The following is a 22,926-nucleotide window of genomic DNA, read 5'->3' as shown; positions in this document are numbered from 1 at the left end:
ACATCGTTCAACGATCGAGTTCGTCCTCCGGATCGTCTTGGTCTGGCTCGGGTGCCCCTTCGGGGAATTTTCGTTCGTACTTGCGGATTGCGGTCTTGACGAGACTGCGAGCGATTGTTGCGGTGAACCTTCCATGCGGGAGTCCTCTTGCTTGGGCTTCTTCGAGTAACCATTCGGTGATCGTGTCGATGTTTCGCCGACAACCTTCGGCGCCCCAGTCGTTCATCGTGTCGACTCGGGTTTCGCAGTTGCACGATTCGCTGGACTTAGCGAACCAGGCGATCATCTTTTTGAGTTCGTTGCCCGGTCCGGGCCGGTAGTTGCTGATCTTCAGCGTCTGCGGCAGTGGGTCTTCGTCGGGCATGTAGTTGCGAAGCATTGCTTGCAACTCGGCGACGTCCTGTTTGCGACGCTTCTTGTTGACGAGCGCCATACCGATCGTGACGACGTTGATCGCACGCGGGTTGGATTCGTTCTGGCAGGCGTTGCAGGCTGTTGGCGTTGTGCGAACACTGCAGCCAGCCATCTGCTTGGCGACTTCGCATTGGTTGTCGTGCGTCAGGTGTGGACAGTGCATCATGCTGACATTCCCGCTACCGAGCCATCGAATGCACCGGACGAACTCGGTGGGTCACCGGGGTCTTCGCAATCGCTGTCAACCAATTCCCAACCGCACGACCAAATCCAGGTGCTGTTGCAGGGTTCACTCGAACCGCTGCTATCTTCTGAGGGTTCGTCGGTTGAGTCGCTTTCGCTCGGCCGATCGGAACCGTCGCTGCTGTCGGACGCACTTTCGCTGGGCCGATCAGAGCCGTCGCCGCTGTCGCTTGGGTTGTCCGACTGTGATGTTGAATCGTTGCTGTCGGATGGCGTATCGCTGTCGCTTCCAGATGAATCACCGACGCTCGGGTCGTCACTGTCGCTAGGCCGATCACTGTCGGAACCTTGGGAGCCTGAATCGCTCGCCGATCGCGACGTGGATTCAGAACCAGAGCCACTCGATGATGTGGGCACGCTAGTGGAATCGTCGCTGTGCGAATCGCTGCCGGAGTCGGATGTACTGGTTGATCGTGAATCGGAATCTGATCCGCTAATGCTGCCGGACGTTGATCCACTATCGCTAACGCTGGTTGACTGGGAATCAGACGAACTACCTGACGAATCGCTCGATGCTGACGACGAGCCATTGGAACTGGAAGAACTGCTGACGCTGGGCAGGCTTGTTGATGTGCTGGAATCGCTCGAATCACTGCTGCCGGACGAGTCGCTCGATTGACTGCTGCTGTCGCTGCTTGATAATTTACTTTCACTCGATGAGGAATCAGAACTATCGCTTGAGTCGCTGCTGGACGTGGAATCGCTATGGGATGAATCGCTGCTGTCAGACGAAGATTCCGATGATGATGAATCAGATGATGACTTGCTGCTTGATGAATCCGAACTGCTCGACGACGAGTCGGATGACGACGACGAACTTTCGGAACTACTGCTGGATGACGGACTGCTGGATGAAGAACTGCTGCTGGAGTCTGAGGAAGACGATGAGCTGCTCGATGACGACGATGACAATGACGAGCCATTGCTCGACGATGTGCTGCCGCTCGATGAGCTTGAACCGGAACTCGACGACGAACTGCTGGATTGTGACGATGAGCTGCTCGACTTCGACGACATGCTCGACGAGCTGGAACTGCTCATGCTCGAACTGCTCATGCTCGAATTGCTTGACGAGCCACTGCTGCTTGATGAACTGCCGGACGATGATGATGACGACGAAGGCGAGGAGGACGACGAGGAACTGCTCGACGATGAATCGCTGCTGGAGCTACTGCTTGAACTCGAACTGCTGGAGCTGCTTGACGAACTGCTCGAACTGCTTCCGTCGCAACAGCGACATCCGATCGTCAAATATGCCGACGTGTCCTCATGGAAGTGGCACACAATCTGCTGACTCGCCAACAACGCGTAATCGCACACGTTGTAAACTGAGACTGCGGGGCCAATGGGTTTCCACCCAGTGCCATCAAACCTCAGTTCACGAGCCGTTCCCCAAGACTTCGCCTTGATACGTCTCGAGGGTTTGCACAGAAGCGTTTGTTTCGGCGGGTCGATCACCCAGGATCGCTGACCGTCGAACTGAACTTCCAAGTATTGCTTGGGCGAATCGGCGATTGGCCCGCGAATACGCTGTGCCGAGTGATTCCTTGCGGTGATTCGTACTGTGGCGCCAGCCGGGGCCGTTACCGGCTCAATCTCCCCCGCTTTGTCGAGTTGGTACAGGTCGCAGTCCGCACTGCCAGTCCGCATACCCCGACGTCCTGCAACGCCTCCTGTCGGAACCTCGATAAGGTAAACCGGATCAGCAGGCCGACCGATCCGAACCACTGCCCATTGGTCACCGAGCTGGTTTAGGTCTCGGCGCCAGAGAATCTGTGCTGATCCATCCGGCTTCGATTGCAGCGTGTCGCCAACCGATTCGCCAACGTCCGCGAACTTGTGCCAAGTTTTGACGACGTTGACTCGCGCGGCCACAACGCCATCGAACACCACGCGTCCGACTTTGTCTTCCGCGATCGGTTCGATGGCGACCCCAACGCGACCAGTGTGTTCATCTTCTGTCGGCCGGACGCATCGGATTGTCGCGTCGCGAACGAAGCGGGCCAGTTCCATCGGCCCAACGGTCGGATCGGTCAGCGGCGACTCGAAGCCAACAATCCCGCCGATGGGAACGGTAGTTGTCGATATGTTGTGGACCCGAACGGTTGCGGCATTTCGCAAATGCGTGCGAGGTCCACCGCCACCGGGCAGTCGATTGCGATGCGCGGCTTCTGCAGCAACAAGCAATCGGTTGTATTCAGCGGCAGTGATCTCGAATTGATCGCCTGGTTTCACGCGTCGGGCCATCAGTTGATCCCCAACACGTTGAAGTTTCCTCCGTGATAGACCTGTTCAGCGTACGCTGCCTCAGGAACCTGCAGCACGCGGTCGCCCACGACTTTCTCGCCATGCTTAACCCACAGGTAGTCCCAGCCCTGTTTGCTGACGCCTGTGATGTTGCCAACTGTCATCGCGAACTCGTTTGGCCGAGCAGCGAAGTGATACGTCACGTCGACCCAGTTCTGCTCGTCTTCTCCTCCTTCGCCGCCAAGAAACAACGCTTCACCCGGCGCAAAGATCGACCACGGTGTCGAATTCACTCGGCCGGTCATCGCGACCATGGCGAGCAAGTACGCAGTCGACACGAACTCAAACTTCTTACGGACCGAGAACTCGAAAGCTGGAACGGTGACGTCGACGCCAGCGACACCGGAGTCGCTGACACCGATTGCTCCGTGATAGACGGGGGCTGCGATTCCCGGCGCAGCGTAGATGCCTCGTGTCTGCAGCGATTGATTTAGATGGGTCGTCGCGCCAGTCGTGCTGAATGAAACCGGATCGAGTTTCGTCTTATTGATCGTGACGCTGACTAAAGCGTGCTTCTGGTTGATGAGCTCCGAGTCGATCTGCAGATACGGAATCAGGTCTTTGAAATTGGCTTTGTAGTACTGATAGAGAGCACTCGCCGCTGCCGCTGGATCGACAGCGCCGCCGTTGGTTGCAACGTAGGACGTGAAATCGGAATGCGATTTGCCTCTTGACGCCTTCTCAGAGAGTGCGGCAACTTCATATGCATATCCGCCAGTGGAAAGTGCCATCAGCTAAAAACCAATCCTCCCGACTGTGAACGCTCGACAAGGCGTCGTGTGTTCTCGGCCGTTTGGATGATGGCTCGCTTCATGTCCTCGGTGAATTCGCCGCCGGCCATTGCGGGAAGCTGCAATTGCGACGTGCTGCTGGCGATCGCGTAATCGAACGCAGCGAGTGACCGTCCGACGGAAGCAAAGGCTTCGGTGATCGCGGCAACGTCGAGTGTGGGCGAGGTATTTAGATCGGTCGGTTTTGTCAGGTCCATCGAATCGGGCTGATCCGTGGACTCCGCCACGTCGAATGGCACATCAAGTTGGTGGTCGGCTGCGGCTTCATTTCCTGGATCGCCGATCACCTTCGGCTCGTCAACTTCTTCCGGCATCAACTTCAATTGCGGAGCAACGATTTCTTCGACCCGGTCGTTGTCAGCAGCGATTGGCTCAAGCTTCTGCATAGGCTCGGGAGCCTTTTGCGGTATCCTCGAAGCACCGCTGCCCAGGCCTAGTCCTCTCGCATCAAAATCACCCGCCACTTCGGTTCGATCGGCGTCGGCATCTGGACCATTTGCAAACTGATCCATCGCCGCCTGGGCGTCCGGGTTCAGATCAAGACGCAGGTCCTTCGCATTGGGAGGCTGCAACTCGGGATCGCCGATGCCGGGCAAGTCGACAGGAGGCACGTCGACCTTGGGAATATCCACTTCGCCAGGTTCGGGCATCGCCGGCAGTTTGGTTGGCGAAGGCTCGTCTGGTTTAGGTCCGACTTCGTCCGAGGGCGAGGTAGCGTTGTTGGCTCGCTCAACGGCGGCATCGAACTCTGCCTGCGCGGTAGCGATCTGCTCGTCGCTCTCTCGCTGCCGGTCTTCAATCTCATTCGGTCGACTGGCTTCTCGTGCCGCTTTCGCTTCGGCTCGCATCTGGTCGAGCGTGCTTTGGACGCCCGTGGTCGTGTCGTCGATGATCTGTTGACGCTTCGCCTGCCCGGCGTCGTTTTCACGAAACTGATCCTTCTTTGATTGATCCACGACAGCATTTTTTGCGTCCGTTTCCTCGTCGATCGCTCGCATGTCGGCGTCGACATCCTGACCTTCACGGGCTTTCCTACGTGCGGCGAGCTGGTCGGCGATACGTTTCTGCATCTCGACGCGGTTCGCTTCAATCTGCTCTTTGCGTTTAGATCGACGTCGTTGTCGCTCGATGATCGCTTGCTGTCGCTGTTGTTCTTCGGCAGCATCAGCGGCTCGAGTGTCAGCGTCGATCTTCGCCATTTCTACGTCGACGTTAATGTCGTCGTCGAATAGACCTTTGAGTTTGATCCATGCTTTCTTGAGAAAGCCAACGGTCGAATTCCACATCGACTTCACTTGGCCGACAAATACCGTCCAGGTGTCGGCGAGGTAATCAACCGTTTCAACCCAAGCTTTCTCGACGCCCGCCAGTGCGTTGATGAGCACTCCCCCGATTTGCACGGACACGTCACCGGCGATGTCGACGAGTTCGTGGAGTTTGAGGAACCCCTTTTTGAGGAAGCCGATCGTGTTGTTCCAGCCTTTCTGGACAGCCGACGTCAGTATCGTCCAACCATCGGCCATGAATCCGAGCGTGTTGTTCCAGACGCCAGCGAGTCCCGACAGCGCACCGATCAAAACATCCCCGATCGCGTAGGCTGAATCGGCCCACACGTCGGAGATATATTGAGTGAACTCGGCCCACAGGCCTTTGATATATGTGGTGCCTTTGACCCATTGCAGTTTCAGGTACGTCCAAAGCACATCAGTTGCGGCGGTGATGTCACCGGCCGCCAGCGCGTTGGCGATCGCTCCGAATGCAGCGAGGGTTTCGGCTTTGAGTGTCGCGAAAACACCTTTGAGATACTCGACAGCCTGGCCCGCGATACCGGTCGAATAGAGGAAGTAGCCGCCGAGCGCTGCAACCGCTGCAACAACAAGGCCCAGTGGCGTGAAGAGCAACCCGACGGCGGAGACGATCACACCGATGGACGCACCGATGAATGAGAAAATGGTTGCGAGTCCACCGACTGCGAACGATGCAACGGCAGCAAAAGAACCGAGGGCGAATAGTGCCGCACCGATCGTAAAGATGGCGATGGCACTCGCGGCAGCGATCTTAACGATCTTTTGATTCTTGTTGATCCACTCGATCACGCCGGAGGCCGCTCGGCTGAAAGCTTGCACCATCGTGGTCACGCTGCCTTCCAGCGATTCGCCGATAGCAATTGCGACGCCTTCGATGGACGACTTCAAAATTCGGAAGGCTCCGCCCAGGCCGCCTTCCATTTCTTCCGACGTCTTGGCTGCGATGCCACCGGCCTTTTGCAGTTCCTTGTGGAGGTCGCGGGTATCGGCGACCGACTTGCCGATCGAACTGGCCGCGGTGATCCCGAGCAGACCGAAGACCTCGTTCAGCTTTTCGGCCTTCTCTGCCGTTCCCATTTTTGCGGTCGCTGCGGCGACTTCACCGAGGACGTCGACGAGCGAGCGGGCGTTGCCTTTGGCGTCTTTGGTCGTCACACCTAAGGTCGTTTTGAACTTCTCACTCTCTGCCGCACTGATGGTGAGCAAGCGACGCATTGCATTACCGGCCGATGAACCTTGGATTCCCATATTTCCGAGCGTGCCGAGGATCGCGAGAGTTTCCTCGAGGCTCATGTTGGCATCGGCAGCAACGGGGCCAGCGTAGGACAGAGCGTCGCCCAGAGATTCGACGGTGTTGAACGACTTGTTCGCTGCGGCGGTCAGGCCATCGGCGACTCTTGTCGCTTCGCCGGCTTCCATGCCGAACTGGCGAATGGTCGCTGCCATGATCCCGGAGGCTTGCGTGGCATCGGTGCCGGTAGCGCGGGCCATGTTCATCACGGCGGCCGTCATTCGCTCGATCTGTTCTGGCTTGAAACCGGCCCGACCGAGTTCCGTCATTAGCGAAGCGACTTCGCTGGCAGAGTAACTCGTTGTCGCGCCGAGTTTCTTTGCAGTCGCGCGGAGCGATTCGAGCTGCGATCCTGTCGCCTGCGTGATCGCGGCGACACCTCGCATGGCGTCGTCAAAGTTGGAGAAGATGGCGACGCTGCCGGCCAACGGTGCTGCTGCAGCCATGCCCAGCCCCATGAGCTTGGTCCCGAGCAATCGCGTTGACTGCCCGAACGATTCAAGCCGCTTCTGAGCGGACCGCAGACCTTTGACGAACGCTGTATCCTTGGTCAGCAGTTCGACGTAGGCGGCTCCGGCTCGGACTTGGGACATGGAGAAGCGGTCTCACTAGGTTGGAATACTGCGCCGAGGAGATTGGCGACCTGTTCGACAGTGGCTTTCACCGGAACGGGCCGTGTGACCGTGTAGGGATTGAAGTCATCCGGCTTGAACGGTTTTCGTCGGCGTTTGCGGTCGCGATTGATCTCGGCCGTTAGTGCCATGACGCTCGATGCGATATGCCAATCGTGCTGGCGTTTCGCTTCGGCCATCTGGACGAGTTGCCGGAGCGTCAGTGGTCCGGGGTCGACGCCGATGATGCCGGCGAGTCGGATGATGAGTCGTTCAATGTCGGCACCGCGAGCTTGCGTTCCAGGTCCTCGACAATCCGGTCCACCAGATTCGGGTCGTCCAGCCGTTTCTCGATCGCTTCCAATCCCCGCGTCTCGATCTGCTTCTGTTTGTCGGCCGCCTTCCTCAGAAGACGGCGGCGGGACTCCGGGAAGTAGGCAACCAATGCATCGACGAGTGCTTTGCAGGCTTCGTCAATGGAATCGCCGGCAAGTCCTTCGGCGAACGAGTCGTCATCGACGTCTTGCTGATCGGCTTGTGGTTTGCAAATCGCAAACAACACATCGCCGAGCAATAGCGGGTCGCTCGACAATCGCGTGACCAAGTCGCCTTCGACAGCGTCAAGCAAGCGAACGTCAGTGAGAGCTTTGACGCGGCGAAGGGTGGTGTTGTCGATGTCGACGATCCACACTCGTCCACGACGATCAATGAACTTTTGCATATGCTGAGATTTCGTTCCAAGTGGAGATTATGGAGTGCCGCCACCGACGTTCATTCCACTGCCGGATGAGGATTGAGTGGGCTTGAGCGTCACATCAGCGGACACGACTTCTTCAAGGTTTTGATTGACGTTGAAGTTCATGACTTCGCACGTAAGCGTCAGCGAACCGCCGGCGTCGCTGATACCGACGTCGGTAGGAGTGCCGCTGCTCCATAGGCCCTGCAACATGCCGAACGACGTGTCGCCGTTCTTGTTCAGAACCGTGAACTCGATCGACGCGTCTTTGAGCGTGCCCACTGTGGCCCGCCATCCGTTGTTGTCGCGGGTGGATGCATCGGCCTCGGCCTTTTCAAGATTGACCGTCAAGTCTTTGACGTTCTTGATCTCAGCTCCGTCTATGGTTAGGACGGCATCGAGACCGAGTTTTACTTCAGCGGACATGGGCGGTTTCCATCCTTGGACTTACTTGACGTGCTATTTCACGGAATCACGCCAAAACTTCGGCAGGCGTGCTTGGTTGGCGGCGAGGGCCGGTTTCATGAATGGGCGTTTGGGATACCGTCTCGGCTTCGTTGCTCCGCGGCGTTCGTTTTCTTCTTCAATCAATCGCGTGGCTCGATGGGCCTGGGCGGCGGTTAGCAAAAGCACGCGAGCGAACTTGCCGGGTTGCTTAGCTCGGATTGGCCCGTGTTGGCCGACACGAAACCGATGGCGTTTGAGTTTGCGCCGCTTGGTAACAATGCCGCCGAACTCGTGGAGGTTCCATAGTCGACCGGCGATCTCGTTAACTGGGCCGATGAAGGCTTGCTCGCGTACGCGGTCCACTTCATAGCGGAGGACGCGGCGAAGCATTCCCGTTTGCGTGTGCGGCGGCGATCCGGGGCTGGAGGATTTCTTGCGTTTGCGGATGGATCGTTTGGCGGTCAACCGGATCGCTCCGGCCGCCTGGCCAAGTGAACGGAAGTTGGCCGTGTTGACCTTCTTCTTGACTTGGCCGGAGTCAAAACGGACTCGCGTCCGAATACGAATCACTTGGCTAGCTCAAATGTCAGCGTCAGTAGACTCGTGAATTGATTGAACTGTGTCCAATGCTCTGTCGAATACAACACAGCGTTCTCGACCTTGACGCACCGCGCCGCAACAAACGAGTTGAGTCGTTTGAGCCGAAAGTAGTCGGCCAGTTCCTCGACGAAGAGCACGAGCGGGTCGATCTCTTTGGCATCGCCCTTGCTGAATTTCTTCTGGACTGCGATGTCGATGGTGGCGTGGAACTTGTTTGATGCTCGATCGAGAGGCAAGTATTCGACCTCGCGTGGCACGACGGTGACTCGCAGTTCCTTCATGTCCTCGAGATCGAAGTTGGGAACATAGAGTCGCTGCGCGGAAAGACTCGTCTTGCTGAAGTCGCCTGCGTTGATTTCTGCGACAACGCTTTCGGCAATTTGAATGACGGTGGCAGGCGTTGCTGTCATGTGATCGTGTCGACCAGTTTGGTGTGGATTCGGAGTTTGACGCGGAAAGGATCGCTGTATCGCCAAGGCGGTTCGTTGCCGATCGACATCAGCTCGTAGACGAATGTCGTTTCGCCGTCGGTTTCGAGAATACGATCGCCACGGCGTGGCCAAGTGCCGATCGCCGATTGCAGCAAATCTTTCGTGTTGATCAAAAAGTCGCGGACTTGCGCGCGGGTGATGATGCCCTCGCCGTCGTCCTGTTCGTACTCCGACTTTCCGATCGTGGCCGATAGCTCAGCGGAGACTTCATCTCGCTGATAAACGACCTCTCGCGACGCGTGCATAGTCAGCTTTTCGGCCAACCAAGACTGACCACGATGCAGCATGTCGGTCATGACTTACGTGTCGCCGGTTTGGCTGGTGCTTTCAATAACGTCGAAGCCTTGTCACTGAGGTCATCCAGCCATGCCTCGTTGGATCGGCGTTGGTATTCGCTAGCGATCGCTTCGGATTCCTCCTGCAATTGCTGCTCGCGAAGATTGACCTGCCGCTCCTGCGTTTGGAACGGATTGATGACGCTGCTGGATTGATTCGTGTCGCGATCTCGCTTCTTCGATGGAAGCAGAGCAACGGCGATCAAAACAAGTACAACGACAGTTGCGATTCCCAAAAACATCTGTTCACATTCCTCGCTTGATGAGAATGAATCCGAGTAAGATCACGGCAAGCACGATCAGTGCGATCGTTGCCAGTTCGCCTGCCGATGCCCAAAGTAGAGCGTTGCGACTGTCGCGAGTCCGGTCGAACAACAAGTCGCGGACACGATCCCCGTCACGGTCACGATCGGTAGGTCGCCAACGGTCGCTCGGTTCCACCGGACAGTAACCGTCGGGGCAGTCCTCCGAGTTGAGTTGCAGTCTCGGCGAGATCGCGTCATCCCACGAGTAGCCCCGCGTTTTCAGTGCGCCGGTCTTCTGGGCTTGCCGTGTTTGTTGATAGAGCTGATGACCTTGTCGTAGATCGTCGAACAGCTCTGCAGGAGTTGCCGGCAGCATAGATCGTCCAGCCGCGTGGACGTGTCCACCGGTGCTATCCTGGAACAGCACGACCGGAAACTGATCGACCGGGACGATGGTCGCGTAACGCGTCTTATAGAGTGCGTTGCTTGCCGTGTAGACTTGGAAATCACAAGCCGTGCGCAACTTGTAGAGCCGCGCGTCGTGATTGAACCAGTCGAGCAATTGCTTGCTTTTTGCATCGCTACCGATGAACAATGCGATCTGATACTTCTTCGGCGATGGCTGTGGTTGTGGCGCGACGACCGGCAGCGAAGGTTGCCGGACCACGACCGGTGAGTGAATCGTGGTCGGACCGCACGGCGGACAGATTGTCACTGATTGCTGTTTGATTTCGCCTTGAGCTTGCAGGTTGACCGATTGCGGCTCGTCCAGTTTCTCAATTCTTCCGATCGCTGGAGAAGCAGGTCGAGCGTCTGGAATGCTCCAGTTGTCTTCGTCGACACGTTCGGTTGGGCACGGACGAATCGCCGTGAACACCGCACCAAGCAGTATCGCGTGAATGATCGCGACGACAATCAGTCCCGCGCTCAATCGAATCCGAATTCCATCGTTCACTGAATTACCTCATAACTTCGATAGGGCAAGGAACTGGCAGGGTCGTCGAGAACCGTCAGCGCGAATCCGCCATAGCCAGCCCAGAGGCGAACGAATTGTTCGCGTGGGGTGAGTTCAAACCGGCCGGGATAGTTGTTGTCGAGAATCGCTGCGTATTGCCGGCCATCGCGATTGACCCAACCAACGAATGTGCAGCAGTGTGCCGGCTTCCACCACAGGATCGCTCCGCGCCGCGTCGCTGTAGCCCAATCCAGGAATCGCGGATCGGCTTTGATGGTGTAGCTGTAGTCGATGTCCGCCGCATCGAGACGGCTCCGCAATCGCGAGTCCCACTCGCCATCGCTGTAAGTTGCCCGCCAGCGTTCGCCGAGTTCATGCTCATTGAGCCAGCGCAAGTGATTGACAAGCGATGCATGCACACAACTGCCTTGATTCAGCCGTCCAGTCCAATTTCGTTGATGCAACTGAGTGGGAAGATTGGCGATCGGTTGTTCGGGCGGAGGTGCCGGCAGCGAGCGGACTTGAACATCGCCCTCCGGCAAACAGCCCGTACAAATCAGCAGCAAGCATGCGACGACAAGCGTGCGCAGTTTCGCTTCCATGCGAGGACCTCGTAATGGGATGGTTACTGAATCAATTTGACTTTGACGGTGAGCGAACTTGGTGGCGCGTCTTCAACCGCGATGCCGATCATCGAGTGTGCGTAAGCGTTCTTGATGACGTGGTGACTGATCTTGGACCAGTAAAGAATGGTGCCGGCCGGAATGTTGGTTGTCGGGTCTTTGACCACATCGAATACGCCGGCAACGGTGATGCTGCCGCGAGAGCTGGCACAGATGCCGAACTTCGCGATGCCAACCAGCTTTTCAAGGACGACGACGTTGCCGGCGGGAATCTCAACGTTGGTAACGATTGGGACCGTCACGCCCTCGTGGACGTAGACAGCCCCCACGGATGCAATGATGGGGTTGCTCACAGGTGGTCATCACTGGCTCAGGCGAACGCGAACGAAGTTGTCGGTCGGCGCGGCGTCAGCAACGACTTTGCCAAGCAACACCGATCCATCGGGTACTTCGGTGATGATGCCCTCGGTGGTTGCGTAAATCTTTTGTCCGGCAGCGTAGGTTTCCGCGTCAGCCGGGTCTTTGGGCATGTCGAACACGCCTTCAACTACGATCGAGCCAAGTACATCGGCTTTCAGATCACGTTTGGTGATGCCTACTAAATCACCTTGAATGACGATTGAGCCAACGGGAACGTCGACGTCGGGCGTGAAGTCGACCTGTTTACCGTCGTGAATGAATTGAGCTTGCATGGGTCTTTGTGTTTACGGTGAAAGAAGAAGGTCCACGTCAGCGGGCGATCACTCGCCAGCGACTTTCACGGCAGCTCGGTGGTCTTGGCTGTTCACACCGAAGTCGATGTACGACCGGAAGCCCATGCCGAGCGTGTTGGGAGGCATTTCGACTCGCTCGATGATTGGCGTGCGGCGGCCGTTCAGGAACACGATCTCGAACGCAGGCAACACCCGCGGATTGGCGAAGAGATACCACGCGGCTGCACTGGCACCGGGGTAGTAGCTGTCCGAAAGGTGCGGCGTCGAAATAATTCGGTATTTGTTGCGGTGCGGGTTATCGACCGGGATCTTAGTGGGCGATCCCTGGGCATCGATCATCAACTGCGACGAACCCATCAGCAGTTCCGCTTCGGTTTCCAACTCCACTGGAACGACCAAGTACTCGGGCCGAATATTAATCGGCTTTTGGTCCTTGGGTTTGCCACCGGGACCAGCCTTCTGTTTTCGGAAGGTGGTCTTGGCGACGGTCAGTGCATCGGGGCCAAACTTGGTGTCCGCACCCTGCAGCAAGTTCGCGTTGGCAGACGAGAAGAAGCCGGCGTTCTTTAGTAGTAGAGTGAAGAACAAGTCGTCGATCGACTCGGCACCCGATCGTCCCATTTGACGAGGGATGTCCATGAACGCCGAGAGGTCATCGTTGATGATGTCGTGTCGGGTCAGCGTGAGGATTTGACCGTAGGTGTCGGCCTTGTTGCTGTACTTTTGCTCGGACAGTTTGCCGTGTTTCAGTTCGCCATCGGGTGCGACTTGCTCAAAGCCGCCAGTGCCAAGTAGGCGATAGCGAGCCACCTCCTTGAAGTCAGTGACAGTGCCTACGCTGCAGAGGTCAAACGCGGCGATCGGCGTGTTGGTGTAGGCCGCCAGCAACGTCTTGTTCATGACGTTCTCCATGATGCTGGGCAGGCTCATGGAACTGAAACCAGCACGAATGGTCGCCGTTCCGTCACCGAACACGCGTGGAACGTCGATACCTTCCATCCGTGCACATTCGGCAACAAGCTCTCGCAAGCCGATGTGGCGTAGTGGGTCGGCGGCGTTGAGCGTCTTTTCGCCATAGCTGGCCAGCAGTGTCTTTTCTTCGATGCCCACCGAGAGACACGCGGCGGCTTCGAGGACTTCGCGGCTGTATCGCGGTGAGTTTTGCGTCTGATCGGGAGCCTTGGGGCGTTCGCTTCTCAACACGGCGAGTTCCGTTTTGGTGGTGGACCAGCCTTGCTCGATCGCGTCGGCTTCAATATCGGCGTGATTGCCCGCACAGACATTGCGAATACCGGCGATGCGACGAGACTCGCGGGCGGCCTCGGCTCGCATTTCGGCAACAGGTGAATCCGCAGGCTTGGACTGCGTCTTTGGCTTCGTGCTCATGTTCAAACTTGCATTGACGGGTTCGAGGTCGTCGGTTTCTTCGTCCGTGTCGCCTGGTTCATCGACGTCCGCGTAGTTGCCAGCGGCGACGCGGGCCTCGGTATCGTCGTCGGCACCCAAGGCGACAAATGAAACCTCGCCCAGCGTTGACTTGCGAGCGACGTAGACCGGCCCTTTGAACTCGCGACTATTGGCGTTCGCGGTTTTTCCTTCAGGAATGAAGACAACCTTGTCGGCACTCGCCCCGAGCGAGGCTTGCCACGGGAACCCGTTTTCGCTGGTCGCAATCACTTCTTGAGCCGTCGCACCAACGCCTGAGATTACGCCGGCGACTTCGAGCGACTTGTCGGTGATCGCGATGTCATCGGTGTGACCGACAATGTTGCCGCGATCGTGATCCTTCAGAATTGGCCGCGACTTACGAGTCACCCGCAGGCCGGCCAGATCAACAACAACAGGATACGGCCAGCCACCAAGTCGCATCGCGCCGCCGGTGTACGCCGTCATCGAGAACTTACGAAGTGCCGGCTTGCCCTCTTCTGGCGTTTCGGCCGCGGCAAGCGTGATCGACGCCGCATCATCGCATACGATGCGGAGTGAACTTGGGACGGATTCGGCTTCCGCTTCAAGCGGCGCGGGCATTGTCTTCGGCATTGTCTTCCGTGACCTTGGTTGAGGGTTGAGTTTCCGATTCATCGCTGGCCGACAGACCAAGCTCACGCATCAGCGACAGTTCTTTGGCACGCTGTTTGAGTTCCGTCTCCCAATCACGCCCCTGCCGCGCAAATTCGATGGCCAGAGTGCTCGTATGATTGGCGAGACGGATTTTCTGGGCATTGGCTTCTTTGGCGGGATCGACGTGTTCGTGTCCGTCCCAGAACCATTGGTGCTCGAAGGTTGAGTTGAGCGTGCGAAGCGAGTTGGGCAGATAGCCCTCGATGAGAATGGCTTCGCGAAGCCAAGCGGTCAGAACGCGATCTAATACGACGCGAGCAATTTGTGTCTGCTCAACGCGGATCGACTTGAAGTAGGTTTGGTGATCGAGACGCCCACTGGCGTAGTTGTAGCCCGAGGAATTCCCAGCAGCGACATTGAACGGCATGTTCAAACAACGGGCGATCTCGTTAAGGATTTCCTTCTTGAACTCGGCATACGTTGTCGAAGGCTGCTCCGATTTCATTTGAGCCATCTTCCAGCCGCCTGGCATCGTGAGCAGCATTCGCTTCTCAAGTTCGATCGGCTCGAATGGTTCGGCGGAGTCGGCTTCACCATTTGCCGGGGCGTCGGTGTATAGGATGCCAGCGAACTCGGCGGCAGTTTCGGCGGCGGCAAGCACCGCCAATGTGAATCGACGCAGTTGTGCGAATAAAGGCAGTGCCGGAGTGATGTCGGGAATGCCGCGAATCTGACCTGGTCGATCGCAGCGAAAGTAGTGCAACACCGCGGCGGCCGGTACCGTGTCGAATTCTTCGTCGATCGTGAAGTTCACATCACCAGGATGCTCACGCAGGACGTCGTAGCTGAGCGGGTTTCCGTCGGCATCAAACTGAATGCCGTCGATGTATCGAGAGCGGTCCGCAACCAGCGTCGGCGAGGCAACTTGGTCCGCCTCGATCAATCGCACGTCGAGCTTCACGGTGGAGTCAACTCGTTCGTTGCTGGTCAGTAAACCAAACGATTCACCGTCCGAAACGCGAGCCAGCCGCATCGTCCGGAGCTTTTCCGCCAAGCCGACCGCTTCCGCCCAAGCAAAGAATTCCGCTTCAACGAAACGATTCGCGGCATCATCTGGCGTCAGCATTTGCAAACGCGGCCCGGTGCCAACCACGTCATTCGCCAGCGTCAACGTGATCCCGCGAGCGTAGCTGTTGTTGGCGACCTCGTATCGCGAACGATTGCGAAGCGTACGCCGCACATCCGGGCTATTCGCGGCGGCGGACGACAAACCATCGGCATGTGACCAATGTTTCATGTTGTCGAGCGTCGTATTCGCGGCGTCGTACTTCGCACGAAGTCGCGAAAAGAAGGGCTGCCGGGGTGAGCGTCCCGGCGAGGATGAGGAGTGGGAAGCTCCGCCGCGCCATGCTTGCTCGATAATCCCTGACAACATCTTCAACATCCGTGTTGGTTTCCTATTGCCGTCCCCGGCAGACCTATGCGCGATTGCAAAACGAAAGAAAGATTAGCCAGCCGAAGGCGGCACGATCTTGTTAAACCGCAGCCCGCGATTCGGCTTCCGAACCGCGTCCTTGCCAGCGAGATGCTTGTCCGCAGCGATCTGATCGGTCAGCTTGTGCTGTTCCACCGATCCGGCATCCCCAGACGCCTTTGCAGGGCCGACAGCGTTCTCGCGAATCTCGTGTTTGAGGTCGTCTGGCATTTCGTCGTAACAATGAGGTGAAACAATTGTCTCTCTCAGGGTTACTTAGGCGAAGCGACCTGCACGTGAACCAGAAAATCAAAGACGGGGTTGTTTCTTTTCAGTTTTGAATTACCGCCAGGCCACGCCGCTGCTTTTTTCCTCGCAAAAGATTAGGCTTTGGCAAGGCGAACCAAACTTGACCGAAACGTGAGGGAAACTCTTGAGATGAACGTGATCATAGATTTGTGCGTCGTGCCGATGGGCGTTGGTGTCTCCGTGGGCAAGTACGTCGTTGAGTGTCAAAAAGTCTTGCAGGAAGCGGGACTGAATCACCAAGTCCATGCATACGGGACGAATATCGAAGGTGATTGGGACGAGGTGTTTGCAGCAGTCAAGCGTTGCCACGAACGTGTTCACGCGATGGGCGCGCCGCGAATCACCACCAGCATCAAAGTCGGAACTCGCACGGATCGCGAGCAGTCGATGCAGGACAAGATTGATAGCGTTGCCGAGACGCAAATGTAGGACGCCTCGCAAACTAGCTTCGATTTCGTCGACCGGTGGAGCGAAAGTGGTGGCACCGAAGTCGGCCGCCGGTGCAGGCAAACACAATAGTTCGTGGGTCAACTTCTCGCTGAGGACACGCCTTCCTGAGCACGCTCGGCTGACATCTCGGTCGATGTGACCGAAGCTGGCTGGAGTAGAATGATCCGAATGGTCATCGCCCGTTAGATTGAACCTTCCGGTTCACGGGGGACGAACCATGCACGTGTCGACGTTGGAGCAGAATCGGTTCGCGGCGGGAGTGCCGTGGCTGGTGAACACAGTACGCACGCAGACTGCATTTCAGAACCAGGAGAGTTGACGTGTCGCTTTACACCGCGAGCATCTATAAGCTGCCAGACGGCGAGATCCGCCCGAAGCGGTCCAGGCTTTCAAGTGGGCACATCGACCGGATCAAGGACAACATTCCTTGGGCGGAGATGGAAGCTTGTCTCGAATGGCACCGTCTTCCCAACGAGCAGTCGCGGATGACCGCCTACTACGCATGCGAGTCCATCGCTCAGTGTGGCGCTTTCATAGTCCCGCAAACCGAGGGGCCGTTCCGCGAGCGGAAGGAAGCGGTCCCCGAAATTTTCTATTACGAGCTCGAGTGCCCGTCCGCTACCCCAACCGTCATGGCGATTGTCAAGCGGGGGATGCACCATCTGTCCAACCGGCCAGCTCTCGCCGAGTTCTGCGAGGAGTACTGGCGGCAGAAGAAGGCGCGGTGGAAGTACCTCGAATTTCTCCTCCCCGAATTCAAGGTGATCAAGCGAGTTGATCCCCCGAGCAAGGAAGACATGGACAGTGCCATGCGCGCATATACTGACGACATCGCTCAGGCCATGGCGATCTGGCCGGAGAGGCGGTAGGGGGGGCGGCGTTCGTCCGTGATGGTGCACCGGCTGTTACAGATTCCTCGGCAGTTCACGGATCATTCTTCTCAGCCGGCGGATCCGCTGCCGCTTGTGGGGATGAGTGCCGGCCAGTTCGGCGTGCAGAAGCTGTTCGAGGCCCGACCGAAGATACGCATAATGGCAGCGGCCGATCCCGACCATCGCGGTCAGATTCTTCGCCGGGTCGATGACGATCTCGCACAACTCGTTGCTCGGCGGTCTTCGGTTGCACGCTGAACAGCGGTGACCGTTCGCAGGCCGGCGGCCGTTGATTCGCGCTCGACGGTTGCCGAAAAGCTGGCGGGCGTAGTGGAGGTTGTTTGCCGACGCGTTGCGGACAGTCGGCGGATTCGGCGGCGGTGAATGAGGCATACGAAACTCCTAGGGGAATTGGCCTAACCTCTAAAGTTTTGCCGACAAAGGCGCGTAGACAAGGGGACGTGGCGTCATCAATAAGGAACTTTTTGGGCGTCACGGTCTTAAATCCCGAGGGGCCGCATTACAGCCGACGAAACTTTCTCAGGAATTCGCATTTCGTGTGGACCAGAATGATTCATACCCACATCAGCCCGACACGCGGTTCCAGGAACGGTGGCGACTGCACAACCTCAATTGCAACGCAGCTGTGTTGGCGTCTGCCGCTATCGTCAGTTGGCGACGCAACGTTTGCGGCGGCTTTCTTTCCTATCGCCAGATGGAGATCGTGCGACCAATCAGCAAGAGGCGTAGCGAGCCAACGGACGGGGATCATGAGTTGAGGTCAGCACTATTGGCACCGGAGCTTGAGGCAATGAGAGTTCGTTCCCCGCTTCAGTCCGACACACTGAAGTGCACCCTTATTACTCAGGACGAATCATCTGGAGCAATAAGCACACGCCTGCTCCAGTTTCATCGACCGTAGCAGCGATACGATGTTGGCCAACGACGAACTGAAACTCGCTGAGGAATCCACCACGCCATGGAGCTTTGCCGCGATTACTTGATCAAGCCTCTTTCTCTTTTTCATATTTCTCCACCATGGCGGCTCCGCGATCGAGCAACCTATCGATTGCCGCGATCGAAGCCAGTACTATGTTTGTCAGCTTCGATGTAATTTGTACGGGGTGACCGTACTCGTGCGCAACCCGGACGCTTAGGAATTCCAGGTTCGGCACGCGCGGTAATAGTCCATCGCCGACAAGTTCAATCGACCCATTCTCGACTGGCGCATAACGATCGGCGTAAAGCCGGTCACCAGGCTGTCCTTGCCATGCCAACTCAAAGACCGCGTCATACCAAAAGTACTCAGAAGAATTGCTCCGGCGATCAAAACCTTGGGGCCAGTTGCGCCAAACTGACGCAGCGAGTTCGGGCGGTAGGCCGTACAACAGGCTCGCGCATTCGGAAGCGAGTTCTTCGACCGAAGGCCCTGGGTACTTGCGGTCCTCACCGGCCCAGTTGGGTCCTCCTTTCTTGAAGTATTGACGAGAAACACCAAATCGCCAACCGAATCCTTCGCCCACGGAATTGGTAATGGGTGTTCCAACCGCATCCCGAATTGGGAACTCGCTAAAGATCGGAATCCCATCGGGTGTAACTAATTGCGCGGGTTCACGACTCAGTCCGCTGCCCGTTCCGATGAAGTCGGCGCTGAACTTCATCAGTTCTGGTAGCGGATTAAGGTGGTAACCAGGAATGCGCTGTTGTAACATCGTGCATTCAATCGGGCGTGTGACAAAGGCCATACGGTCAAAGTGTTCACGCATCTTTTTCCATCGAGACTCCCAGTTTCGCATTGTTTCGGATTCGCGAGGAACGTACCAAGTCGTAGTGCGCGTGCCCGAGTAAGCGTAGTCAGTACCCTCAATGACGTTGGTTCCGTCAGCAAGATCCGCTGAGGTAATCTCCTGCGCGAACGTGTCTACTATCCATTCTTGAGGCTGCCTTTTTATGCGGCCAGAGATTTGTCCTCCATCACGGATGTATTCGGCGTGTTCGCGAACGGCTTCAGGAATTCCCTCTTCAGTCGCTTTCCATCCCGTCCCCGATTTCGCCCCGAACACGAATGAGACATTCTGATCCGGGACGTCGCCAAGTAGCGTCTCTAGCAGTAAACGCTCCATCGAATCGTGCAAATAAAACTGGATGACACCGCCAGGCGCCACTGGTGAAGTTAGGTCACTTCGGCAGTCAAGATTTACGCTGCCACCAAGCTCTTGAACTTCGCGAATCTTGGTGGTCGCATCATTTTCTGCTCTCCTACTTCGGGGTGGATCGTATTGCCATTCAAGGTTTGCGCCGACAATCGGAACGGCAATGTCTGACATGTTCGTCACCGTAAAGACCAATAACTGCTTTCCGTCATCACCGAATTCGACCCGCGCCGCAACCTCCATTTCGCACTCACTGAAGTCAGGGGCATTGTCGGAATCCGGTTGCGGATAGAGAGTTGCTCGTCGCTCTGCTTCTTGTTTCAATATCGCGATCTGACCGGGCGGCGCTTTGAAACTATTATTGTCGCCGTCCAAAATCCCCACCTCGCTAATGCCCTCAAGGCGCGGACGGTCAAGATTTATGACAATTGTATAGCGGTCCTGTTCTTGCAGCCGATACGGAAGCGAACCTGATTCGCACTTAATCGAAAAGACCGCACTCTTGTCACTCCATTCAACGAACCACGAAGACAAGTATCGCGTGTGTGACCCGCTATTGAATATCGTTAGCGACGCTGAGGTACCATTCTTGCCTCCTGCGTAGCTGGCATCGACTCGCAGTTCAGGCGATGCATCGGTCGAAGTAACCGCACCGAAAAGCGAGGGTAATTCCAGCTTCATATAGTCGTGCAGAGACTGCAGGGCCTCAGTTGGCAGGGCACTAATTTGCCTCGCTAATTCTTTCTTTCCCCAAATGTCTGACTTTGGATCAAATTTCAGGTCATGGGGATCGCAAATGTCGTCAATATTGCGTCCACCCTCCTTTGCGATCTGTAGAATCACCAAACGGTCATACTGTGACGCGAGACCCCGCTCAACGAACTTCGAGACGGTGTCTCTTACCTTCTTCGCGGTACCATTTGCCGTGACTTGGATCGCCAATTTAGCTTCAACGTCGCCGAGGTCGATCGCCGCCGCGCTTGGCTGTTCGATATTAATGTTCTTGAGGTCAAGGTCGAGAACTCGATTTAAGATTTCGCGAAAGAACTCCTCTGATCTCACGCTTAGATCGGTGAGGTTGAGAGAGTTGAGCGTCTCAATCTTCCGCCCAAGGATTTCAATCGCTTCTACAATTTCAGCGAGTAGTTCGAGTGATTTCATGGACGAAGATATATCTCGTATCTGACGAAGTTGAAATTCCGGCTGCGTCACTATAAGCCGACTTTCGCTGTCACTCTATGGCATCACTCGAACCGACGTAGTCAGGCGAAGACAAAGGCACCGGTACTTTTTTGCGGCACCCCATTGCTCAAAGTTTTGCGATCGGCTTCGATGCACCGGCGGCCGACTTCGGAGCCCCTGTCAATCGACGAGCTCAACCGCCGCGCTCGCGTCGGCAATCGATGAATGCACGATCATTGATTTTCTGGCGATGGATTTGATCTAGACCAAAGGCCATCGATTCAGCCAACCCTTCACCGGCCGTCGACTTTTCACGTCGTGCCCTTCTGTATTCCATGCGTGAGCGTTGTACTGGTTGACTGAGCTATAGTTTTTTAGCAATTCCCAGCCCCCGCTTCACCGCTTTTTGGTAACGATCTATCTCGGTGTCGTGGTCATCTTGAAAACGAGGAAGTGGTTCGTGATACAGCAACTTTTTCACGTTCAATTTGACCACTCGTTCAAATTCTAAGTGTTCCCCCAAATGCTTGTCTTTTCGCAACTTGGGTGCTTCACAGAAAAGCGAAACACCTGTCTTCCCGCTCTCGTCTGCTTCGTTTACTCGAAGTACATCGACAACAACATTCTTGCCCTTCTCGTAAATGGCAAGCATATATTCGGGACCGTCCGCGAACTGATTCCACTTTTTAAGCAGCTTATCTCGTTCGGCGTATTGTCCTGCGTGCTTCGTGTCGTCTCGTTTCTTTCGGGCGGCAGCCTTAAACCCAAGTTTGGGATCAGCCTTGAACGCAGCATCAATTGCACTAGAAACCGCTGAACGATTCATCCCCGGACGAACGGCGACGCCGCAGAGCTTTGCGTAGTCCAGTTGCTTCTTGGTGGGCCTATCTCTTGGCTGCAACGGCACCGTTTTCGACTTCGTTGGCACCTTCTTAGTCACTCTTGCCTTTGCGCGAAATAGATCGAAAAGTCCCATTGATAATCCCTGCGCAGCCCATCGAACAAAAACGCCCCCGACACGATGGGGCAGTACCGCGTCGGGGTCTAACGGTCGGCGCACCGACGACTAACTAAAATCATAGCGACTTATGAACACAACCCCGTGAATGAAACCTCCGGCATTCATTGCACCTTCAGTCAAGACTTTTTGGTTGACTCCATGTGATGGGCCTGCCTTATCTGGCCATCGTCACCAAATTGCACGGCTTCGTAAATGGTTATCTCTTTGTGTGGCAAAAAACCGACTGGCAATAGGTCACGTCAATCTATGTTCAAATCACATTCGTCTGCAATCTTTTTGGCTGCGGTGATGATTTTAGCACGTCGCTCCATCTGCTTTTTAATATCGGCGATCGAATCCCCGTTGCTGCTTTGACTTCGGGGAACTTCGTCACCATTTGAATTAACGACAACGACTGTCTTGACGAACGATAGCGGCAAGCACTCCCGCCATCGAACAGTCTCGCCAAGTTCCTTTGTCAGCGTCTTGGCTTTTTCATGCGCATACCGTATGGCGGCTAGCCGCTCGTCAATCTCATCCTTCAAGGTCATAACAGACATACCCATGAATCCAGAAACAAGAGTGATTGATTTAGTCAATCGCCATTCTATTGCCGTCGATGGCGAAATCACCACCAGCCCATCGGGGCAGGTTCCATTTTTAGACCGGAACGGAAAACGAGCTTGCTTGCTCAACCATGACGGCCAAATCGCCTTGGAGTCATTGCAATACGCAATGAAATTAACCAATGAAAGACCACCAACCAGCGATTGCAAAAATCGTAGCCTTACACGGCGTCCAGATCCCACACGGAACAAAAATCGAAGGCAACCAACCGGGTCTATAAAGATCGGTCGGCAGTGTTCACCGAGGGTGAAAGGGTCACGGCACTTTCACTCAAGAATGCCATCGATGCTATCAGCGCTGAACCGGTCGTTGCACCTGCGACCGTCGAGTCAAAAACTTTGACTCAGTTGGTTCATCAAGTAGCCGAACAACAGCACAATCTTTTCATCCCCGATGGCACGGTCATCGATGACCGCTTCCGTAGAAAAGTCCATCAGCAAGACACGGTTGCCTTGGTGAAGTCATGGCTATGTGACCTGTTTGAAATGATGCGTACAGCAGGACTTCGTCCTACGACCACAAATAGCGAGGTAAAGAAGGCGAAGGATATACTGGCTTGGAGTAACGTTGCGTTGGTTGGGCCGAAGCAGCCAGTGGAGCGTAACCTACGTCGGCTTCATCGTCCGATGCAGATTGGCGAATCTTCAAAGTGAGCGAGGTTGGACATATTTCGGCTTCCAATTGGATCC

The 22,926-nt window shown here is 56.2% G+C and carries 25 protein-coding genes; 5 read left to right on the top strand and 20 right to left on the bottom strand.

The features are described from left to right. Positions 1-7 precede the first annotated feature (7 nt). The gene (locus K239x_RS12815) at positions 8-580 is read right to left on the bottom strand and encodes a hypothetical protein (RefSeq protein WP_145418480.1); all 573 of its coding nucleotides are present in this window, start codon (positions 578-580) and stop codon (positions 8-10) included. On the opposite strand from K239x_RS12815, the gene K239x_RS12810 reads away from it, so the two are divergent. The 3 genes from K239x_RS12810 to K239x_RS12800 all read left to right on the top strand — a co-directional run bounded on the left by K239x_RS12810 (position 572) and on the right by K239x_RS12800 (position 2,940). Further along, on the top strand, positions 572-1,276 hold the full coding sequence (locus tag K239x_RS12810; protein WP_145418479.1) for a hypothetical protein: 705 nt from the start codon (positions 572-574) through the stop codon (positions 1,274-1,276). The genes K239x_RS12815 and K239x_RS12810 overlap by 9 nt on opposite strands. Positions 1,277-1,420: 144 nt before the next feature. Next, a complete protein-coding gene (locus K239x_RS12805) occupies positions 1,421-1,951 on the top strand; it encodes a hypothetical protein (protein WP_145418478.1) in 531 nt (176 codons plus the stop codon). A gap of 545 nt (positions 1,952-2,496) precedes the next feature. Further along, on the top strand, positions 2,497-2,940 hold the full coding sequence (locus tag K239x_RS12800; protein WP_145418477.1) for a hypothetical protein: 444 nt from the start codon (positions 2,497-2,499) through the stop codon (positions 2,938-2,940). Here the strand turns inward: K239x_RS12800 and K239x_RS12795 are convergent. From K239x_RS12795 to K239x_RS12725, 15 genes are all read right to left on the bottom strand, one after another. Then, positions 2,904-3,695: a hypothetical protein gene (locus K239x_RS12795; protein WP_145418476.1), complete on the bottom strand. Its 792-nt coding sequence runs from the start codon at positions 3,693-3,695 to the stop codon at positions 2,904-2,906. The two genes, K239x_RS12800 and K239x_RS12795, sit on opposite strands and share 37 nt — an antisense overlap. Continuing rightward, positions 3,695-6,946, bottom strand: coding sequence for a phage tail tape measure protein (locus K239x_RS12790; protein ID WP_145418475.1), 3,252 nt, complete (start codon positions 6,944-6,946; stop codon positions 3,695-3,697). Before K239x_RS12790 ends, K239x_RS12795 begins: the two co-directional genes overlap by 1 nt. A 238-nt stretch (positions 6,947-7,184) precedes the next feature. Beyond that, complete coding sequence (locus K239x_RS12785; protein ID WP_145418474.1) at positions 7,185-7,685, bottom strand: hypothetical protein; 501 nt, start codon at positions 7,683-7,685, stop codon at positions 7,185-7,187. A 27-nt stretch (positions 7,686-7,712) separates the two neighbouring features. Beyond that, positions 7,713-8,126: a hypothetical protein gene (locus K239x_RS12780; protein ID WP_145418473.1), complete on the bottom strand. Its 414-nt coding sequence runs from the start codon at positions 8,124-8,126 to the stop codon at positions 7,713-7,715. 33 nt (positions 8,127-8,159) lie between these two features. Further along, positions 8,160-8,717, bottom strand: a complete 558-nt coding sequence (locus K239x_RS12775; RefSeq protein ID WP_145418472.1) for a hypothetical protein — start codon at positions 8,715-8,717, stop codon at positions 8,160-8,162. Beyond that, positions 8,714-9,157, bottom strand: a complete 444-nt coding sequence (locus K239x_RS12770) for a hypothetical protein (RefSeq protein WP_145418471.1) — start codon at positions 9,155-9,157, stop codon at positions 8,714-8,716. Before K239x_RS12770 ends, K239x_RS12775 begins: the two co-directional genes overlap by 4 nt. Then, a complete protein-coding gene (locus K239x_RS12765; RefSeq protein ID WP_145418470.1) occupies positions 9,154-9,534 on the bottom strand; it encodes a hypothetical protein in 381 nt (126 codons plus the stop codon). The genes K239x_RS12770 and K239x_RS12765 overlap by 4 nt, the downstream gene beginning before the upstream one ends. After that, positions 9,531-9,815, bottom strand: a complete 285-nt coding sequence (locus K239x_RS12760; protein WP_145418469.1) for a hypothetical protein — start codon at positions 9,813-9,815, stop codon at positions 9,531-9,533. The genes K239x_RS12765 and K239x_RS12760 overlap by 4 nt, the downstream gene beginning before the upstream one ends. A gap of 4 nt (positions 9,816-9,819) precedes the next feature. After that, positions 9,820-10,773 carry a hypothetical protein gene (locus tag K239x_RS12755; RefSeq protein WP_145418468.1) on the bottom strand — a complete coding sequence of 318 codons (954 nt, stop codon included), beginning with the start codon at positions 10,771-10,773 and terminating at the stop codon, positions 9,820-9,822. After that, positions 10,770-11,375 carry a hypothetical protein gene (locus K239x_RS12750; RefSeq protein WP_145418467.1) on the bottom strand — a complete coding sequence of 202 codons (606 nt, stop codon included), beginning with the start codon at positions 11,373-11,375 and terminating at the stop codon, positions 10,770-10,772. The genes K239x_RS12755 and K239x_RS12750 overlap by 4 nt, the downstream gene beginning before the upstream one ends. Before the next feature lie 23 nt (positions 11,376-11,398). Then, positions 11,399-11,749: a DUF2190 family protein gene (locus K239x_RS12745; protein WP_145418466.1), complete on the bottom strand. Its 351-nt coding sequence runs from the start codon at positions 11,747-11,749 to the stop codon at positions 11,399-11,401. A gap of 9 nt (positions 11,750-11,758) precedes the next feature. Then, a complete protein-coding gene (locus tag K239x_RS12740; RefSeq protein ID WP_145418465.1) occupies positions 11,759-12,088 on the bottom strand; it encodes a DUF2190 family protein in 330 nt (109 codons plus the stop codon). Positions 12,089-12,136: 48 nt separating this feature from the next. After that, positions 12,137-14,149, bottom strand: coding sequence for a phage major capsid protein (locus K239x_RS12735; protein WP_419189995.1), 2,013 nt, complete (start codon positions 14,147-14,149; stop codon positions 12,137-12,139). After that, positions 14,121-15,467: a phage portal protein gene (locus tag K239x_RS12730; RefSeq protein ID WP_419189994.1), complete on the bottom strand. Its 1,347-nt coding sequence runs from the start codon at positions 15,465-15,467 to the stop codon at positions 14,121-14,123. The genes K239x_RS12735 and K239x_RS12730 overlap by 29 nt, the downstream gene beginning before the upstream one ends. Positions 15,468-15,677: 210 nt before the next feature. Next, entirely contained in the window at positions 15,678-15,875 is a 198-nt protein-coding gene (locus tag K239x_RS12725; RefSeq protein ID WP_145418462.1) for a hypothetical protein, read from the bottom strand. A 207-nt stretch (positions 15,876-16,082) separates the two neighbouring features. On the opposite strand from K239x_RS12725, the gene K239x_RS12720 reads away from it, so the two are divergent. Together K239x_RS12720 and K239x_RS12715 are read left to right on the top strand one after the other, a co-directional pair. Then, a complete protein-coding gene (locus tag K239x_RS12720) occupies positions 16,083-16,382 on the top strand; it encodes an MTH1187 family thiamine-binding protein (RefSeq protein ID WP_145418461.1) in 300 nt (99 codons plus the stop codon). Positions 16,383-16,723: 341 nt separating this feature from the next. Further along, positions 16,724-17,272, top strand: a complete 549-nt coding sequence (locus K239x_RS12715; protein ID WP_145418460.1) for a hypothetical protein — start codon at positions 16,724-16,726, stop codon at positions 17,270-17,272. 36 nt (positions 17,273-17,308) lie between these two features. On the opposite strand, the gene K239x_RS12710 is transcribed toward K239x_RS12715, so the two are convergent. The 4 genes from K239x_RS12710 to K239x_RS12695 all read right to left on the bottom strand — a co-directional run bounded on the left by K239x_RS12710 (position 17,309) and on the right by K239x_RS12695 (position 22,386). After that, the gene (locus K239x_RS12710) at positions 17,309-17,668 is read right to left on the bottom strand and encodes a hypothetical protein (RefSeq protein WP_145418459.1); all 360 of its coding nucleotides are present in this window, start codon (positions 17,666-17,668) and stop codon (positions 17,309-17,311) included. 611 nt (positions 17,669-18,279) lie between these two features. Then, on the bottom strand, positions 18,280-20,589 hold the full coding sequence (locus tag K239x_RS12705; RefSeq protein ID WP_145418458.1) for an SMEK domain-containing protein: 2,310 nt from the start codon (positions 20,587-20,589) through the stop codon (positions 18,280-18,282). Between the two features lie 385 nt (positions 20,590-20,974). After that, entirely contained in the window at positions 20,975-21,586 is a 612-nt protein-coding gene (locus tag K239x_RS12700) for a hypothetical protein (protein WP_145418457.1), read from the bottom strand. Positions 21,587-21,870: 284 nt separating this feature from the next. Continuing rightward, complete coding sequence (locus K239x_RS12695; RefSeq protein WP_145418456.1) at positions 21,871-22,386, bottom strand: hypothetical protein; 516 nt, start codon at positions 22,384-22,386, stop codon at positions 21,871-21,873. Between the last annotated feature and the right edge of the window lie 540 nt (positions 22,387-22,926).

The sequence above is a fragment of the Stieleria marina genome (assembly GCA_007741555.1).
In the GTDB taxonomy this organism is placed as follows: domain Bacteria; phylum Planctomycetota; class Planctomycetia; order Pirellulales; family Pirellulaceae; genus K23-9.
Note: the sequence above shows the minus strand (reverse complement) of the source record. Positions and strands in the feature narration are given on the sequence as shown.